The following is a 17,993-nucleotide window of genomic DNA, read 5'->3' on the forward strand; positions in this document are numbered from 1 at the left end:
CGCGAGCGCCATGAACAGGACCTGGAAAGAGCGTTTCTCGGCCGCGGGATGGATCGTGTCCGGCCTGGTGCTGCTGGCGGTCATCGTCTGGGGCCTGCAACATCGCGGCGCCAAGCCTCGCGAGGTTCGGCCGACCCTGATGGTGACGCTGACGCCGCCCCCACCTGCGCCGCCGCCCGTCCCACGCAAGCCCGAGCCTCAACGCGCCGCCCAGGCCCCCGCCGCGCCGGCGGCCCGGCCCACTGCGCAGCCGCCCAAACCCAAGACCCCGCCCGCGCCCAAGGCCCCGGCGCCCAAGGCGCAGAAGGCCATCGCCATCGACGCGCCGCCGGACACGAATCCCTTCCAGATCGCGCAGGGCCTGCCCAGCGCCGACAGTTTCACCATCGGCGGCGGTGCAGACGGGGGCAGCGGCGACGCGGATGGGGGAGGCGGAGGGGGCGGCGGCTGCAGCACCGCGCTGCAGATCCGTTCCTACCTGAACCTGATCAACGCGCAGGTCTCCGGCGCCTTCAAGAAGAGCAGCCACCTGAACACCCGCAACTTCGATGTGCGGGCACAGTTGTGGTTCGATGCCGCGGGCGGCGTGCGGCGCACGCAGCTGGAAAGATCGACCGGCGATCGCGGCCTGGATGATGACGTCTCCGAGATGCTGCTTGGCGTCAGCATCGGCGAAGGCGTCCCCTCCTGCCTGGAACCCGTGAAGGTGCGGCTGACCGCGCCGTGGACCGGCGTCAGCAAGGCCTTGGGCAAGACCGCCCGGGACAAACCCATGCAGGAAAGCGGGACGCTGATCTGGCAGCGTCCCAGGTAAGCGGACGTCAGTAGGTTTCCAGGTGCAGACGGCCCTGGGTGCGCAGGGCGGCATGCAGCGGCTCCCACGCCTGCCCGGCGGTCTCGGCCACCTCTTTCAGGGCCTGCAGCACGCCCGCTTCCATGCCCTTCAGGCCGCACACGTACAGATAGGTTTCCTCATCCGCCAGCAGCGCGGCCACGTCGGCCGCCCGTTCGCGGATGGCATCCTGCACGTAGCGCCTCGGCTGGTCCGCTTCGCGCGACAGCGCCAGGTTGATGTCGATGAAGTCGCGGGGCAGTTTCATCAACGGCCCGAAATACGGCAGTTCGCGCTCGGTGCGGGCGCCGAAGAACAGCATCAGCTTGCCGTTGACGCCCTGCTCCAGACGGCGGCGGCAGTGCTCGGTCATGGCCCGCATGGGCGCCGCGCCGGTGCCCGTGCAGATCATCACCAGATTGGCGCGGGCGTGATTCGGCATCAGGAAGGTATTGCCGAACGGGCCGATCACCTGGACCTGGTCGCCCTTGGCCACGTCGCACAGATAATTCGAGCACACGCCGCGAAACGGCCGGCCGTCGTGCGTCTCGGTGACGCGTTTCACGGTCAGCGACAGGTTGTTGTAGCCGGGCCGCTCGCCATCGCGCGGGCTGGCCAGCGAGTACTGCCGCGCATGATGCGCGCGGCCCTGCGCATCGGCGCCCGGCGGCAGGATGCCGATGGACTGGCCCTCTAGCACCGGAAACGGCAGCTTGCCGAAATCCAGCACGATGTGATGGATGTCGCTGTCGGTATCGTCGTCCGTCACGCGGTAGTTGCCCACCACCGTGGCGACGATGGGCGTCTTGTGCGAATACAGGTTCACGTAGGGATGCGCCGCCGACCAGGGCGGCACGATGGAGCCCGGGGCCACGTAAACGGCGGCGGGCTCGGCCAGCGCGGCGGCGGCCAGCACATCGGCAGCGGCGTCGGCCGCCGCGGCATCGGCCACGACGCCCTGCGCGGGCAACGGCTTCTCCCCCGGCAACTCGTCCCAGCCGAACTGTTCCTCCAGCGTGTAGGCCTCTTCGCGCACCACCATGCGCCAGTTGTCGATGGACCCGGTCGGGCACGGCGGCACACAGGCCATGCAGCCATTGCAGATGGACGCATCCACCACGTAATTGCGGCCGTCGTGCGTGATGGCGTCGATGGGGCAGGTTTCTTCGCACGTATTGCAGCGGATGCAGATCTCGGGATCGATCAGATGCTGCTTGAGCACTTGCGGCGGCAGGGGCGCGTTCATGGCGGTTTCCCAAGGCTGGGGCCTGTCTGGTCTGGACAAGCCCCGCAGCGGCGGCCGCCCGGGGGCGGCCCGCCAGCTCAGTTGAAACGGACGTACTGGAAGTCGATGGGCTGGCGGTTCACGCCCATGACGGGCGGCGCGATCCAGTTGGCGAACTTGCCCGGCTCGTTGACCCGGCCCATCAGCGACGCGACGAAGGCGCGGTCTTCGGGCGTGGGCAGCCATTTGTCGACGTTGGCCTTCCATTGATCCGGCGTCAGCACGTCGCCCTCGGGCGAGACGCGCACCCCGGCCAGCGTACCGATCTGGCGGTTGAACGCCTTGTGCGGCACGGACAGGCGGAACGGAATGCCGGCCTTCTCGATCACCTTGTTCCAGCGTCCCACGCCGGCCATCGAGTCGCGGATGAAGTCGTCGCGCAGCACCTCGTTGAGCGCATTGAGCATCGGCACCTCGATCTCGCGCAGCTTGCCGCCATCGACCGACAGGATGCGGTAGGTGCCGTCCTTCAACTGATGATCGTCGGTGCGCTTGCCCTCTTCGTAGCGCCCCTTCAGGCCGGCGCTGTAGAAGATGGCGGCATTGGAGGACTGGTCGGCGCCGAACAGGTCGATGGTCACGCTGTAGTGGAAGTTGAGATAGCGCTGGATGGTGGCCAGGTCGATCACGCCGGCCGCGCGGATCGCCGCGGGATCGTCCGTCTTCAGTTCGTTCATCACCTGGCAGGTGCGCTGGATGACGCGCGACACGCCCGATTCGCCCACGAACATGTGATGCGCCTCTTCGGTCAGCATGAACTTCGTGGTGCGGGCCAGCGGGTCGAATCCCGACTCGGCCAACGCGCACAACTGGAACTTACCGTCCCGGTCGGTGAAGTACGTGAACATGTAGAACGCCAGCCAGTCCGGCGTCTTCTCGTTGAAGGCGCCCAGGATGCGCGGATTGTCCGCGTCGCCCGAGGTGCGCTGCAGCAGCGCGTCGGCCTCTTCGCGGCCATCGCGGCCGAAATAGCGGTGCAGCAGGTACACCATGGCCCACAGGTGGCGGCCCTCTTCCACGTTGATCTGGAACAGGTTGCGCAGGTCGTACTGCGATGGCGCGGTCAGGCCCAGGTGGCGTTGCTGCTCGATCGAGGCCGGCTCGGTGTCGCCCTGCGTGACGATGATGCGGCGCAGGTTGGCGCGGTGCTCGCCGGGCACGTCCTGCCACACGTCGCGGCCCATGTTCTCGCCGAAATGGATCTTGCGCTGGCCGTCCTGCGGCGCCAGGAAGATGCCCCAGCGGTAATCGGGCATCTTCACGTGGTCGAAGTGCGCCCAGCCATCGGGCTCGACGCTGACGGCGGTGCGCAGGTAGACGTCGAAGCCATGCGAGCCATCCGGTCCCATGTCCTGCCACCATTGCAGGTAATTGGGCTGCCAGTGCTCCAGCGCGCGTTGCAGCGTGCGGTCGCTGGACAGGTTGACGTTGTTGGGTATCTTCTCGCTGTAGTTGATGCCGGACATGCGTGTCTCCTCGGGGGCCGTCAGGGGAGGCCTGCGGCGCGGGTGTCTGTGCGGATGGACGTGTGGCGACGGGGCCGCTGCGCGAGCAGCGCAGCCCCGGGGCGTCAGACGCGGTTCCAGTCGAATGCGGCCTGCTCGCCCTTGCCGTACAGCTTCAGGGCGCCCTTCTCGCCGGCCGCGTTGGGCCGGTTGAAAATCCAGTTCTGCCAGGCGGTCAGCCGGCCGAAGATGCGCGTTTCCATCGTTTCGACAGGACCGAAGCGCAGGTTGGCCTCCAGGCCCGTCAGCGCGTCGGGCGACAGCGCGCGGCGCTCTTCCAGCGCCATGCGCAATTCGTCTTCCCAGTCGATCTCGTCGGGCGCGAAAGTGACCAGGCCCAGTTGCTCGGCCTCGGCGGGCGACAACGGCTGGCCCGCGGCGCGGCGCACGGCCTCCATCGGCTCGGTTTCCTGGTAGAAACGGCGCTGCAGGCGGGTGAGGCCGTTGACCATGGGATAGGCGCCGAAATTGCACTCGCCCACCGTGATGCGGGCCGGCGTATCGGTCTGGCTGTCGTCCAGCATGTAGATGCGGTCGGCGGCCAGGGCCAGCTCCAGCAGCGTGCCGGCAAAGCACGAGCCCGGCTCGATGCACGCGAACAGCGAGCGCGAGGTCACGTCCAGCCGCGCCAGCGTGCGGCGCAGCATGCCGGCGGTCTCGCGCACGAACCAGTGCTCGCCGTGCGCCTGCAACGCCGCGTCCGCCTTCAACACGGCCTGTGCATCGCCTTCGGTCTTGAACAGCCAGGTGCCGATGTCCAGTTCATTGGTGCGCAGGTACAGGATGGCGTCGTCCAGCTCGCGCGCCATCCGCAGCGGCCACCAGTCGGCGCCCGCGGCCACGATGGCATCGATCTCGGTGGCCACGTCGTCCTGCGGCGCGCGCACCGTCCAGGTGGCCAGGCGCTTCTCGCGGTCGATGCGCACCTCGACATGGCGGTAGGCCACGCCGTCGGGACCGTCGGTGCGCTCCAGGCGCGTCAGCGCCACGCCCCGGGCCTGCGCGGGACGGCGGCTGCCCTCGCCCAGTTCTTGCGCGCGGGCTTGCACGGCGGCGTCGAACTGCGCGGGCTTGATCACATCATCGACCAGGCGCCATGCCTTGGCGCGCTCGCCGCGTACGCCCTCGACCAGGGTGCAGAAGATGTCGGCATGATCGTGCCGTACCTTGCGCTTGTCGGTCACGCGCGTCAGGCCGCCGGTGCCGGGCAGCACTCCCAGCAGCGGCACCTCGGGCAAGGCAACGGCCGATGAGCGGTCATCCACCAGCAGGATCTCGTCGCACGCCAGCGCCAGCTCGTAGCCGCCCCCGGCGCAGGCGCCATTGAGCGCCGCCACGAACTTGATGCCGCTGTGGCGGCTGGAATCTTCGATGCCGTTGCGGGTTTCGTTGGTGAACTTGCAGAAGTTCACCTTCCAGGCATGGCTGGACAGCCCCAGCATGAAGATGTTGGCGCCCGAACAGAAGATGCGCTCCTTCATGCTGGTGACGACCACCGTGCGCACCTGCGGATGCTCGAAGCGGATGCGCTGCAGCGCGTCGTGCAGCTCGATGTCCACGCCCAGGTCGTACGAATTGAGCTTGAGCTTGTAGCCGGGGCGCAGGCCGCCATCTTCGGCCACGTCCATGGCCAGGGTGGCGACGTTGCCTTCGACGCTGAGCCGCCAATGGCGGTATTGATCCGGGGCGGTGCGGAATTCCACCGGCGCGGGGGCGCTGCTGTTCATATAGGTGTCTCCTCTACCAGCAAAATACTGCATTAGATGCATAATAGTGCAGTCAAATGCATGCGTCAACGCGAAAATGCATCAAAGTGCAGTTTCCGGTGTTGCCGACGCCAGCGCAGCGGCAACACGCTTCATGCATGCAGGGAAGAAGAGACGCAGCGGCGGGCCCGCAGGCGAACCCGGACAACGGCCAGCGCGCCCACGGGGCGGGCATGCCGCCCGCGTCGAACAGCCGGGAAGCGGCTACAGCGGCAGCCCACCCGCCTTGCGCACCTGCGTGCGCAGGCCCGCGAAGCACTCCTGCAGTTCCAGGTCGCTGGTGTGCCAGGTCAGGTCGGCCTTGGCGTAGAACGCTTCCCGGCCAGCCAGGATGCGCTTCAGGTCCGCCATGGCCTCGGTGCTGCCCGACATGGGGCGGAAATCGCCCTGGGCCATGACGCGCCCCATGTGCTCTTCGGGCGTGGCGCGCAGCCATACCGTATAGCAGTGCGCCAGCAGCAGGTTGAAGGTGGCCGGTTCGGAGACCAGCCCGCCCGGCGTGGCCAGCACCATTTCGGGATACAGCTGCACGGCCTCTTCCAACGCCCGGCGCTCGTAGCGGCGGTAGGCGTTGGGGCCATACAGATTGTGGATTTCCAGGATGCCGCACCCCGCCACGCGTTCGATCTCGCGGTTCAGCTCGACGAACGGATAGCCCAGGTCTTCGGCCAGCATCTGGCCCAGCGTGGATTTGCCCGCGCCCCGCAGCCCGATCAGCGCGATGCGCTGGAAGCGGTTGGGCCGCTGCCCGCCCGCGCCGAACAACTGCGTCAGCGCCTCGCGGGCGCGCTGCAAGTCGGATTCGCCGCGGCCGCTGAGCAGTTCGCGGATCAGCAGCCATTCCGGGGATTCGGTGGTCACGTCGCCGACCAGTTCGGCCAGCGCGCAATTGAAGGCGCGCGCAATCTGCAGCAGCACCAATACCGAGGCGTTGCCCACCCCGTGTTCCAGATTGGCCAGGTGGCGTTCGGACACGCCGGTCGCCTGTGCCAGGCTTTTCCGCGTCATGCCGCGGATCGCGCGCAGGCGACGGACGCGTTCGCCCAAGGCCACCAGAAAGGCCTCGCGCGGGGGTTCGGCAGGCGCCAGATCAAGCGCTTGAGTCATGGGTGTTCGTTGCTCCGCAATAACCCTTAAATCGCGATTTCATGCACTATAGTGCTTGACGCGCATTCGTCAAAGCACTATTTTTCCATTCAACCGACGTACATCGCACGGCGGGTTGCTCGAAAAGAAGCATTGAAATTCATGCCCCGCAACCCGCGCCACAGTGTAAAGGAGACATCTGTGAGCTCGCCTGAACAGTTCCGAGCGTTGATCCGGGAAGTGACCGACCGCATCGGCGGCGCGCCGCTCGATGCCGCCCTGCAAGACCGGCTGAACCAGGCGTTCGGCCCGGACAGTCCGCAGTACCAGCACCTCTTCCAGACCTGTAAGGCCGCGATCGCCGACGGCTGGATGTGCGATCGCGAAGGCGGAGGCATCCGCTATGGCCGCGTCATCAAGCCCGCCGACGACCTGGGCGGCTATTCGGTGGACGTGGTCGACATGAACGATCTTGCCGGCCCCCACCATTCGCACCCCAATGGCGAGATCGACCTGATCATGCCGCTGGACGACGCCGCGCGCTTCGACGGCCATGGCGCCGGCTGGCTGGTCTACGGGCCCGGCTCGGCGCACCGCCCTACCGTCAGCCGGGGCCGCGCCCTGGTGCTGTACCTGCTGCCGCAAGGCGCCATCGAATTCACCCGCCACTGAGATCCGACGACGCCGCGCCGACGACGCATGACCCCACCGGCTGAACCGGGCGCGCGGGCGCCCTAGAGATAAAAGATCCGGAGACACGCATGAACCACTGCCCCGCCGAACTGAATTTCGCCAGCCACCTGGCCGCGCTGAACGCCGCGCGCGCCGCCAAGACGGCCTACATCGACGACCAGCGCCAGCTCAGCTATGGCGAACTGGCCGAACGCGTGGCGCGCTGCGCCGGCCTCTTGCGCGGCGTGGGCCTGCGCCGCGAAGAACGCGTGCTGCTGCTGCTGCACGACACCGTCGACTGGCCCGTGGCCTTCCTGGGCGCGCTGCATGCCGGCGTGGTGCCGGTGGCGGTGAACACCCTGCTGACGGCCGACGACTACGCCTACATCCTGCAGCACAGCCGTGCGCGCGCCGTGTTCGTGTCCGGCCCGCTCCTGCCGGTGCTGCAGGCGGCCATGGCCCAGGGCGGCCACGATGTCGAGCACGTGGTCGTGTCGCAGCCCGCGGGCACGCCGCCCGCCGACGCGCTGCACCTCGACACCCAACTGGCCGCCTCGCCCACCGTGCCCGCGGTGCGCACGCTGGCCGACGAGATCGCGTTCTGGCTGTACTCGTCGGGGTCCACCGGCAAGCCCAAGGGCGTGGTGCATACGCACGGCAACCTGTGGCATACGGCCGAGCTGTACGCCAAGCCCGTGCTGGGCATCCGCGAGGAGGACGTGGTGTTCTCGGCGGCCAAGCTGTTCTTCGCCTACGGCCTGGGCAATGGCCTGACCTTCCCGCTGTCGGTGGGCGCCACCACCGTGCTGATGGGCGAGCGCCCCACGCCGCAGGCCGTGTTCCAGCGGCTGACCACCCACCGCCCCACCATCTTCTATGGCGTGCCCACGCTGTACGCCGGCATGCTGGCCGCCGCCGACCTGCCGCCGCGCCACCAGGTGGCGCTGCGCGTCTGTACGTCGGCGGGCGAGGCCCTGCCGCGCGACATCGGCGACCGCTTCACGCGCCATTTCGGCTGCGAGATCCTGGACGGCATCGGGTCGACCGAGATGCTGCACATCTTCCTGTCCAACCGCAGCGGCGACCTGCGCTACGGCACCACCGGCAAGCCCGTGCCGGGCTACGAGGTGCAACTGCGCGACGACACCGGCCTGCCCGTGCCCGCCGGCGCCATCGGCGACCTGTACATCAAGGGCCCCAGCACCGCGCTGATGTACTGGAACAACCGCGACAAGACGCGGCAGTGCTTCCAGGGCGACTGGCTGAAAAGCGGCGACAAGTACGTCTGCGATGCCGACGGCTACTACACCTACGCCGGCCGCAGCGACGACATGATAAAGGTCAGCGGCCAGTACGTGTCGCCGGTGGAAGTCGAGAACGTGCTGATCCAGCACGAGGCGGTGCTGGAGGCCGCCGTGATCGGGGTGCCGGACCACGATGGCCTGGTCAAGACCAAGGCCTACGTGGTGCTGCGCCCCGGCTACGAGCCCGACGACCGCACGGGCGCGGCGCTGCAGCAGTACGTCAAGCAACACCTGGCGCCCTTCAAGTATCCGCGCCAGATCGATTTCACCGAAGAGCTGCCCAAGACCGCCACCGGCAAGATCCAGCGGTTCCGCCTGCGGCAGCTGGAAGAGGCTTCGCTATAGACCGCGCCGCCCGGCGCATTCATGAAGAACCCCGCGCAAGACCCGGCCAGAAGTGCCGGCAGCCATACATAAAAACCAGGAGACAACCATGCAACACGCCATACTGCGCGGCGCCATCACCGGCGCCCTGCTCTGCCTCGCGGCAGGGGCCTCGGCCGCCGACAAGATCAAGGTGGGCTTCATGCTGCCCTACAGCGGCACCTACGCCGCCCTGGGCAACGCCATCGAGAACGGCTTCAAGCTGTACGTGGCCGAACAGGGCGGCAAGCTGGGCGGCCGCGAGATCGAGTACTTCAAGGTCGACGACGAATCCAATCCCGCCAAGGCTTCCGAGAACGCCAACCGCCTGATCAAGCGCGACCAGGTCGACGTGCTGGTGGGCACCGTGCATTCAGGCGTGGCCATGGCCCTGGCCAAGGCCGCCAGGGACAGCAACACCACGCTGATCGTGCCCAATGCGGGCGCCGACGCCATCACCGGCCCCATGTGCGGCCCCGGCATCTTCCGCACCTCGTTCACCAACTGGCAGCCGGCCTACGCCATGGGCCCGGTGGCCGCGGCAAAGGGCCACAAGACCGCCATCACCGTCACGTGGAAATACGCGGCGGGCGACGAGGCCGTCAACGGCTTCCAGGAAGGCTTCGAGAAGGCCGGCGGCAAGGTGCAGAAGCACCTGAACGTGCCCTTCCCCAACGTGGAATTCCAGTCGCTGCTGACCGAGATCGCCGCGTCCAGGCCCGACATGGTGTTCGCTTTCTTCGCGGGCGGCGGCGCGGTGAAGTTCGTGCAGGACTACCACGCGGCGGGCCTGGGCAAGACCATTCCGCTATACGGCTCGGGCTTCCTGACCGACGGCACGCTCAAGGCGCAAGGCGATTCCGCGCAGGGCCTGCTGACCACCCTGCACTACGCCGACGGCCTGAACACCCCGCGCGACAACGCCTTCCGCGCGGCCTACAACAAGGCCTACGCCATGCCGCCGGACGTGTACGCCGTGCAGGGCTATGACGCCGCGCAGATGATGCAGGCGGGCCTGGCCGCGGTGAAGGGCGATATCGGCAAGAAAGACGACTTCCGCAAAGCCATGCGCGGCGCCACCATCGACAGCCCGCGTGGCCCGTTCACGCTGTCGGCCGCCGGCAACCCGGTGCAGGACATCTACCTACGCAAAGTCAACGGCCTGGACAACGTGGTGCAGGAAGTGGCCGTGCGCAAGCTGGCCGATCCCGCGCGCGGCTGCCGCCTGTAAGCCGGAGCCAGGATGGATCCCGCCGTCTTCCTCATCCAGTGCCTGAACGCGCTGCAATATGGCCTGCTGCTATTCCTGGTGGCCAGCGGCCTGACGCTGATCTTCGGCATCATGGGCATCATCAACCTGGCCCATGGCAGCTTCTACATGATCGGCGCCTACATGGCGTTCGCGCTGGGACCGTGGGTCGACCGCACGCTGGGCGGCGGGTTCTTCGCCACCGTGATCGTCTGCGTGGCGGCCGCGGCCCTGCTGGGTTACGTGCTGGAAGCCGCGTTCTTCAGCTACCTGTACCGGCGCGACCACCTGCAGCAGGTGCTGATGACGTACGGCCTGATCCTGGTGTTCGAGGAGCTGCGCAGCATCCTGGTGGGCAACGACGTGCACGGCGTGCCGATGCCCGCCTGGCTGCAGGGCTCCCTCTCGCTGGGCGGGGTGATGACCTACCCGGTGTACCGGCTGTTCATCTCGGCCGTCGGGCTGGGCGTGGGGCTGCTGCTGTACCTGGTCATCACCCGCACGCGGCTGGGCATGATGGTGCGCGCCGGCGCCAGCAACCGCGAGATGATCGGCTCGCTGGGCATCGACATCAACCGGCTCTACCGCATGGTGTTCGCCGCGGGCGTGGCGCTGGCCGCGCTGGCGGGCACCATCGCCGCCCCCGTGTCCTCGGTGTATCCGGGCATGGGCCACGGCGTGCTGATCGTGTGTTTCGTGGTGGTGGTGATCGGCGGCATCGGCTCGATCCGCGGCGCCTTCCTGGCCGCGATGCTGGTGGGCGTCGTCGAGACCTTCGGCCAGGTGCTGTTCCCGGCGGCCGCGGGCGTGCTGGTGTACGTGCTGATGGCCGGCATCCTGCTGTGCAAGCCCGAAGGGCTGTTCAAACAAGGCTGAATTCCTTATGCGCAAGGCTGTTTCGCTTTCGTTGTTCGTGCCTGTGCTGGTCCTGCTGGCATTGGCCGTGGTGCCGTCGCTGGCGGGCGGCTACGCCACGGGACTGGCGCTGAAGATCATGATCTACGCGCTGTTCGCCCTCAGCCTGCAGCTGCTGGTGGGCGGCGCGGGCCTGGTCAGCCTGGGGCACGCGGCGTTCTTCGGTATCGGCGCCTACGGCGCCGCGCTGCTGACGCCACAGGCCGGCCCGGCGCTGCTGTGGTGGCTGCTGCCCGCCGCGGTGCTGGGCGCGGGCGTCTACGCGCTGGTCACCGGCGCGCTGGCGCTGCGCACGCGCGGCATCTACTTCATCATGGTCACGCTGGCCTTCTCGCAGATGGCGTACTACGTGTTCCACGACACCAAGGTCGGCGGCGGCAGCGACGGCATCTACCTGTATTTCCGTCCGGAACCCGCGCTGGGCGGCGGGCTGCTGTTCGACCTGTCCAGCGACACCGCCTTCTATTTCTTCGCGCTGGCCTGCCTGGCGCTGGGCTGGCTGTTCATCGGCATGCTGCGGCGCTCGCCCTTCGGCGCGGCGCTGGCCGGCATCCGCATCAGCGAGCAGCGCATGCGCGCGGCCGGCTACGACACGTATCCCTACAAGCTGATGGCCTATGTGCTGGCGGGCATGCTGGCCGGCCTGGCGGGCTTCCTGTATGCCCTGAAGGACGGCTTCGTCACGCCCGAACTGCTGGCCTGGGAGCAGTCCGGCCTGGCCTTGCTGATGGTGATCCTGGGCGGCCTGCGCCGGCCCGGCGGCGCCGTGCTGGGCGCGGCCTCGCTGGTGCTGCTGCAGGAACTGTTCCAGTCCGAGGCCGTGTTCGGCGCGTATGCGCAGCACTGGCACCTGTCGCTGGGGCTGGCCATCATCGCACTGGTGGCGCTGTTGCCGGATGGGCTGATCGGCCTGCCGGCGCGGCTGCGCGGCACGGGCAAAGCGCCGGGCACGCATGCCCTGGCGGACGCCTCCACGCCGGATGACGCGCGCGAGGAGGCGGCCTCGCCCAGCCGCGCCGAGTCCTCGCGAGACGGCGCCGCGCGAAGCGGCCGCCCTACCCTCATCGCTTCCGGAGGCCCCCATGGCTGACGTCATGCTTGCCGCCACCGGCATCACGCGCCGTTTCGGCGGTCTCGTGGCCGTGGACGGCGTCTCGCTCGAACTGCATCGGGGCGCCGTGCATGCCGTCATCGGCACCAACGGCGCGGGCAAGTCCACGCTGATCAACATCCTGTCCGGCGAACTGCCCCCCAGCGGCGGCACCGTACGGCTGGGCAACGAAGACGTCACCGCCTGGCCGCAACCGCGCCGCGCGCGTGCGGGCCTGGGCCGCACCTATCAACGCTCGACCCTCTTTCCGGAACTGACCGTGCACGAGAACTGCCGCCTGGCCGCCCAGGCCGGCCGGCAGCGCTTCTGGCACTGGTGGCGCAGCGCCGAAGGCTGCGCGCACAGCACCGATATGGCGTGCCGGGCCATGGACAGCACCGGCCTGCAGGCGGATGCCCAGCGCCCGGCGGGCCAACTGCCGCACGGCCGCAAACGCCAGTTGGAGATCGCCATGTGCCTGGCCGGGCAGCCCGACGTGCTGCTGCTGGACGAGCCGCTGGCCGGCATGGGACCTGAAGAAACCGACCGCATCCTGGACCTGCTGCAGGCGTTGAAGCGGGAGCACGCCATTCTGCTGGTCGAGCACGACATGGACGCGGTGTTCCGCGTGGCCGAAACCATCACCGTGATGGTCAACGGCTGCGCCATCGCCAGCGGCGATCCGGCCACGATCCGCGCCAACCCGGCGGTGCAGACCGCGTATCTGGGCGAGGACGACACGACCATGCCGGACGTGGCCACGTCGTTTGCCCACGCCGAACCAGGAGCCCGCACATGACCCATGCCCCCACCGTATCGGATGGCCGTAGCGCAGGGCAGCCGCTGGTGCAGGCCCGCAGCCTGCACACCTACTACGGCGCCAGCCACGTGCTGCGCGGGGTGGACCTGGACGTGTCCCCAGGCGAATCCATCGGCCTGGTCGGACGCAACGGCATGGGCAAGACCACGCTGATCCGCACCCTGCTGGGCCTGGTGCGCGCCGAACGGGGCAGCGTGCACGTCGATGGCCGGGATTGCACGCGCGCCGCGCCGCATGCCATCGCGCGGCTGGGCGTGGCCTACGTGCCCGAGGGCCGCGGCATCTTCCCCAACCTGAGCGTGCGCGAGAACCTGATCGTGGCGGCCCGCGCCGGCCGCGGCCAGCGCGCAGGCTGGACGTACGAGCGCGTGCTGGACACCTTTCCCCGCCTGCGCGAACGGCTGGACCATGGCGGCCAGCAGTTGTCCGGCGGCGAGCAACAGATGCTGGCCATCGGCCGGGCCTTGATGACCAACCCTGACCTGTTGGTGCTGGACGAGGCCACCGAGGGCCTGGCGCCGCTGATCGTGGCCGAGATCTGGAACATCGTCGGCCGCATCCGCGCCACCGGCATGTCCACGCTGATCGTCGACCGCAATTTTCGCGCGGTGCTGGCACATACAGACCGCTGCGTGGTCATGGAGAAGGGGCGACTCGTGGAAAGCGGCGACAGCGCGGCTTTCGCGGCGCGGCCGCAGCAGTTGGCGCGGTATCTGGGGGTGTAGGAATGGGGCATGCGCGGCACACGCCACGGCCGCCCGTCACTATGCCCGCCACGGGGCGGCTCGCCGTGGCCACGGCAGAAAGCGTATCCCGCCTGCCGGAAATGATGTAACGCGAACCGACTCACCGGCGCTTCGCCCCGCGTGCGCCGCCGATCCGGCACAGACCGTTTTCATCCGGCAACGGGGCGTTGCATCCACGCCAGCGCGTGGTTGATAGCATGAATGCACGGTAGCAAGGACGCGCCGGCATCCTGCCGGCGCCGCCCCCAGGACCGAGACGACGACCTCTGTCAAGGAGATCCTCCATGCCAGCCAAGTCCCAAGCCCAGCAAAAGGCCGCAGGCGCGGCCCTGTCCGCCAAGAAGGGCGACACCAAGGTCCGCGACCTGAAGGGTGCGTCCAAATCCATGTACGACTCGATGAGCAAGCCGGAACTGGAAGAAATGGCGCACACCTCGCGGGGCGGCAAGCCCCAGCACAAGCACGCTTCCCGCTCGCATCACTAGCGGGCAGGGCGGGCCGCGCCGACGATTCCGGCGCCACGTCCGCCGCTCTTGTCCGCAGTTCCGCCCGCGTCCTTGTCCGGCGGGCTACCCGATCAGCTTTCGTCGGCTGCCTTCGCCTTTTTCGCCGCGCGCGGGCGCTTCACCGCCTTGGCCGGCGCGGCGGCGTCCTTGGTCGCCTTGGCCTTGGTCGTCGCGGCCTTCCTGACAGACTTTCTGGCAGGCTTGGCGGGTGCCTGCGCGGCCTCGGTGACCGCCGCCTTTGGCGTCGCGCCCAGTGGCGAAATCGTCGGAATCGGTACGCCAGCCAAGGCCGATGAAGCGGGTTGGCGCTGGCGCTCGGCTATGGGTGACTGCCGCTCATCCTCCGATTGCGAGCGGTCGCTGACGGAGGGTGCCACGCCTTCCGCGCCCCCCTCTTTCGCAGCCTCCGCACGTGCCCTTGCGCCCCCGCCTCTGCGGGTCTTCGATTGACGATTGCCCTCAACGGCCTCGGCGGCACCACGCGGCGGCGGATTCGTATTGGTGGTTTCCGGCGCGCTTGGTGTGGAAACCGCCGCACCGTTGTCGGTCGCCCGCGTCGGCGGCCCACTGGCCGCGGGCGTCACAGCCGCCGCGTTCGGCGTCTGGCCTGACCCGTTCGGCAATGCCCGATCCTCATTTGACCGGGACTCGGCCGCGTCGGCATGAATATTGGCCTCAGCCGATCTGTTGCGCGCCGCACCGCCTCTACGCCGTCCCGACTGTCCGGCCAGGCCCTGCCGCGCCCCTCTGGGCTTTCGCTCCTCGGTCCGCACCATCAGGTCCGGCGCGGCCGCCCGGCTGACGTAGGTGCCGGACCGCTCGTCGCGTCCCAGCGTCAGCAGTCCGCGCGCCTGCGCCTCTTCCAGCAAGTGTCCGAAGGCCTTGAAGCCGTGATACGACTCGGAAAAATCCGGCTTGCGCCGCTTGATCGCATTCTTCAACGTGGAAGCCCAGATACGCTGGCTGTCGCCCTCTTCCGTCGTCAAGGCGTCGAAGGTCTGCACGATCAGTTCCAGCGCCTGCCGCTTGCGCTTCTCGGCCTCGTCCAGCGTCGGCTGCGCCACGGCCGTGGCGGCGACAGGCGGGGCGGCCACCGGATTGCGCGCTTCGGCCGCCCGGCGGCGCTCACGCTCCAGGTCGTCGTAGAAGATGAACTCGTCGCAATTGGCCACCAGCAGGTCCGACGTCGCGCGCTTGACGCCCACCCCGATCACCCGCTTGGCGTTCTCGCGCAGCTTGGACACCAGCGGCGAGAAATCCGAGTCGCCGCTGATGATGACGAAGGTGTCGACGTGGCTCTTGGTGTAGCAGAGGTCCAGCGCATCCACCACCAGGCGGATGTCGGCGGAATTCTTGCCCGACTGCCGCACGTGCGGGATCTCGATCAGCTCGAAATTGGCCTCGTGCATGCCCTCCTTGAATTCGCGGTAGCGCTCCCAGTTGCAATAGGCTTTCTTGACCACGATGCTGCCCTTGAGCAGCAACCGCTCGAGCACCAGGCGGATATCCAGGCGGGCGTAGTTGGCGTCTCGCACACCCAGCGCAAGATTCTCGAAGTCGCAGAACACCGCCATGCTGGCGCTGTCTTGGGGGGTGGGCATTCGGTGCTCCTGAAAAGAGGTCCGGCATGACGGCCACCGGAATCAATCCCCGATGATCTCACGGGTCAGGAGACCGGCAAATTCCCGCGGTGTGGCTGGCAAAAATAGTGACGCATGAATCTTGCCTCCCGGCCCCGGCGCCGATCGAGCGGCGCACCGGGCCAGCCCCATGCCTCCTCGCGGGGCAAGCCCGGCCGGACGCAACCGGAGGTTAACGGCCAGCAAATCCCAAACCTGAGGTTTTCGGCCTTTTTTCGTTCGATTGGACGCCGCCCCCCCTGGCTAGAATCCTCGGGCCGGATGTCCTCGACCGCGGCGCCCATGCCTGCCGTCCGTCCGCGCGCTTCCCTATCGGGGCTTGAACTTCATGAATCTGTCCACCCTCATCGGCCTGCTGCTGAGCGTCATCACCCTGATCCTGGTCGTCGCCTTTTCGGCGATCGACTCGGTGGCCTACCTGAACCTGCCCGGCCTGGCCATCGTGCTGGGCGGCACCTGCGCGGCCCTGTTCATCGCCTACCCGCTGGCCGAGATCCGCCGCATTCCCCCGTTGGTGCGCACCGTGTTCCATAACGACCGCGGGGACACCCAACGCGACATCGACGAACTGGTCGCCATGTCCCAATTGTGGATGAACAACGACGTGCACAAGGTCGAGGCCGCGCTGAAGAAGGTATCCAATCCCTTCCTGCGCACCGGCGTGCAGCTCATCATCGACAACACGCCCGAGGAACAGATCATCGAGCTGCTGCAGTGGCGCATCGCCCGCATGCGCGCGCGTGAACAGGCCGAGGCCCAGATGTTCCGCACCATGGCCAGCTTCGCGCCGGCCTTCGGCATGCTGGGCACGCTGGTCGGCCTCATCAACCTGATGTCGGTCCTGGGCGATGGCGCCATGGACGCCATCGCGCGCCATCTGGCCGTGGCGCTGATGACCACCTTCTACGGCCTGCTGCTGGCCAACCTGCTGTGCAAACCCGTGGCCGTGAAGCTCGAACGCCGCACCGAGCGCCGCGTCACCCTGCTGAACATGGTGCTGCAAGGCATCTCGATGATGTGCGAGCGCCGCGGCCCGGCCGTGGTGCGCGAGACGCTGAACTCCTTCATGATGCAGGTCGAGGACGAAGTCTACGACGGCGGCCAGCCCGACCTCAAGCCGGCGCCCCGCCGCGTCCCTGCCGCGCCCGCCGCGGCGCCCGTCAAGGCGGCGGCGCGGCAATGAGCGGCGCGGCACGGTCCTCGCTGGCCGACCTGATCGAAGAGCGCCGGCGCGCCGAGCGCAAGCGCGCCTCGCCCATCACGCGCGCCAACCGGAACCACGCGGACCGCTTCGCGCGCTGGCACGTACCCGAAGCGGTCGACCACGAGCCCGACAACTGGCTCATCACCTATCTCGACCTGCTGACGCTGCTGCTGGCCATGCTGGTGGTGATGCTGGGCGTGACGCGCATGTACGGCTGGCACACCACGCACGACCAGCCCATCGCCGTGGTGGGCTCGGTGGCGCGCGGCGGCCTGCCCGCCTACCAGGGCGACCTCGACCGGATCGACGGCCTGCCCACGATCCCCGCCGAATGGGCGCATCTGCCCGCCCCCGCCACCCCGCCCGCGGGCCCGGTGCACGAACCCACCGAAACCGTGGAAGACGGCCCGATGGTGCCTGCTCCCCCGCCCCCGCCGTCCATCGCCGACATGGGCCTGGACGGCCTGGGCGACTCGATCCAGGTGATGGTGAACAGCCAGTCGGTCAGCTTCCGCATCAGCACCGAACTGCTGTTCCCGTCGGGCCAGGCCTCGCTCAGTCCCTCCGGGCTGGGCCTGATCAAGAAGCTGGCCGGCGTGGTCAACCGCAGCAACCATCCCCTGTCGATCGAAGGCCATAGCGACGACGTGCCGATCCAGACGCGCCAGTTCCCGTCCAACTGGGAACTGTCCACCAGCCGCGCCACCAGCGTGCTGCGCGAACTGGTGCGCGACGGCGTGGACGGCAACCGCCTGCGGGCGGTGGGCTACGCGGATACGCATCCGCTGCAGCCCAACGACACCGCCCAGGGCCGCGCCGCGAACCGCCGCGTGGAACTGATCATGCGGACGGCGCCGAAGGAGGGCGAAAATGCCAAGGCGGCATCGGCCCCTGAACCCGCGACCACGGCGGCGTCCGACGCCCAGGCAGCCGCCCCCGCCGCGCCTCACGCCGCCGAGGCACCGCCGGCTCGCGCATCGGGCGCATCCGCGCAATGACACACGGGCTAG

General features: G+C 68.3%; 16 protein-coding genes. 11 read left to right on the forward strand and 5 right to left on the reverse strand.

Going from position 1 to position 17,993, the window contains the following annotated elements; all coding sequences use genetic code 11:
• Positions 1-10: 10 nt before the first annotated feature.
• Positions 11-814, forward strand: a complete 804-nt coding sequence (locus A7W11_RS15835; protein ID WP_066414941.1) for a hypothetical protein — start codon at positions 11-13, stop codon at positions 812-814.
• A 7-nt stretch (positions 815-821) separates the two neighbouring features.
• Here A7W11_RS15835 and boxA read toward each other — a convergent pair whose 3' ends face one another.
• From boxA to A7W11_RS15855, 4 genes are all read right to left on the reverse strand, one after another.
• The gene (gene boxA / locus A7W11_RS15840) at positions 822-2,078 is read right to left on the reverse strand and encodes a benzoyl-CoA 2,3-epoxidase subunit BoxA (protein ID WP_066414944.1); all 1,257 of its coding nucleotides are present in this window, start codon (positions 2,076-2,078) and stop codon (positions 822-824) included.
• Between the two features lie 77 nt (positions 2,079-2,155).
• A complete protein-coding gene (boxB, locus tag A7W11_RS15845; RefSeq protein WP_066414948.1) occupies positions 2,156-3,583 on the reverse strand; it encodes a benzoyl-CoA 2,3-epoxidase subunit BoxB in 1,428 nt (475 codons plus the stop codon).
• 104 nt (positions 3,584-3,687) lie between these two features.
• Entirely contained in the window at positions 3,688-5,349 is a 1,662-nt protein-coding gene (gene boxC / locus A7W11_RS15850) for a 2,3-epoxybenzoyl-CoA dihydrolase (RefSeq protein WP_066414953.1), read from the reverse strand.
• A gap of 243 nt (positions 5,350-5,592) precedes the next feature.
• Positions 5,593-6,495 (reverse strand): helix-turn-helix transcriptional regulator, encoded by a 903-nt coding sequence (locus A7W11_RS15855; RefSeq protein ID WP_066130025.1) that lies wholly within the window; start codon positions 6,493-6,495, stop codon positions 5,593-5,595.
• Positions 6,496-6,675: 180 nt separating this feature from the next.
• Here A7W11_RS15855 and A7W11_RS15860 point away from each other — a divergent pair, with 180 nt between their 5' ends.
• From A7W11_RS15860 to A7W11_RS15895, 8 genes are all read left to right on the forward strand, one after another.
• Positions 6,676-7,146 carry a DUF4863 family protein gene (locus tag A7W11_RS15860; RefSeq protein ID WP_066414956.1) on the forward strand — a complete coding sequence of 157 codons (471 nt, stop codon included), beginning with the start codon at positions 6,676-6,678 and terminating at the stop codon, positions 7,144-7,146.
• 89 nt (positions 7,147-7,235) lie between these two features.
• Positions 7,236-8,795 carry a benzoate-CoA ligase family protein gene (locus tag A7W11_RS15865; RefSeq protein ID WP_066414958.1) on the forward strand — a complete coding sequence of 520 codons (1,560 nt, stop codon included), beginning with the start codon at positions 7,236-7,238 and terminating at the stop codon, positions 8,793-8,795.
• A gap of 88 nt (positions 8,796-8,883) precedes the next feature.
• Positions 8,884-10,044, forward strand: coding sequence for an ABC transporter substrate-binding protein (locus A7W11_RS15870; RefSeq protein ID WP_066414960.1), 1,161 nt, complete (start codon positions 8,884-8,886; stop codon positions 10,042-10,044).
• A 12-nt stretch (positions 10,045-10,056) separates the two neighbouring features.
• Positions 10,057-10,938 (forward strand): branched-chain amino acid ABC transporter permease, encoded by an 882-nt coding sequence (locus A7W11_RS15875; protein WP_066414962.1) that lies wholly within the window; start codon positions 10,057-10,059, stop codon positions 10,936-10,938.
• A gap of 7 nt (positions 10,939-10,945) precedes the next feature.
• Positions 10,946-12,067 carry a branched-chain amino acid ABC transporter permease gene (locus tag A7W11_RS15880; protein ID WP_066414965.1) on the forward strand — a complete coding sequence of 374 codons (1,122 nt, stop codon included), beginning with the start codon at positions 10,946-10,948 and terminating at the stop codon, positions 12,065-12,067.
• The gene (locus A7W11_RS15885; protein WP_066414970.1) at positions 12,060-12,866 is read left to right on the forward strand and encodes an ABC transporter ATP-binding protein; all 807 of its coding nucleotides are present in this window, start codon (positions 12,060-12,062) and stop codon (positions 12,864-12,866) included. The genes A7W11_RS15880 and A7W11_RS15885 overlap by 8 nt, the downstream gene beginning before the upstream one ends.
• Entirely contained in the window at positions 12,863-13,612 is a 750-nt protein-coding gene (locus A7W11_RS15890; RefSeq protein ID WP_066414972.1) for an ABC transporter ATP-binding protein, read from the forward strand. Before A7W11_RS15885 ends, A7W11_RS15890 begins: the two co-directional genes overlap by 4 nt.
• A 305-nt stretch (positions 13,613-13,917) precedes the next feature.
• A complete protein-coding gene (locus A7W11_RS15895) occupies positions 13,918-14,118 on the forward strand; it encodes a DUF3008 family protein (protein WP_066414974.1) in 201 nt (66 codons plus the stop codon).
• Between the two features lie 92 nt (positions 14,119-14,210).
• Here the strand turns inward: A7W11_RS15895 and A7W11_RS15900 are convergent, their stop codons facing one another.
• Positions 14,211-15,740 (reverse strand): NYN domain-containing protein, encoded by a 1,530-nt coding sequence (locus A7W11_RS15900; RefSeq protein WP_066414977.1) that lies wholly within the window; start codon positions 15,738-15,740, stop codon positions 14,211-14,213.
• Between the two features lie 367 nt (positions 15,741-16,107).
• Here A7W11_RS15900 and A7W11_RS15905 point away from each other — a divergent pair, with 367 nt between their 5' ends.
• Together A7W11_RS15905 and A7W11_RS15910 are read left to right on the forward strand one after the other, a co-directional pair.
• On the forward strand, positions 16,108-16,962 hold the full coding sequence (locus A7W11_RS15905) for a motility protein A (protein ID WP_066414979.1): 855 nt from the start codon (positions 16,108-16,110) through the stop codon (positions 16,960-16,962).
• Entirely contained in the window at positions 16,959-17,981 is a 1,023-nt protein-coding gene (locus A7W11_RS15910; protein WP_066414983.1) for an OmpA/MotB family protein, read from the forward strand. Before A7W11_RS15905 ends, A7W11_RS15910 begins: the two co-directional genes overlap by 4 nt.
• The last annotated feature ends 12 nt before the right edge of the window (positions 17,982-17,993 follow it).

The sequence above is a fragment of the Bordetella ansorpii genome (assembly GCF_900078315.1).
GTDB lineage: Bacteria > Pseudomonadota > Gammaproteobacteria > Burkholderiales > Burkholderiaceae_B > Bordetella > Bordetella ansorpii.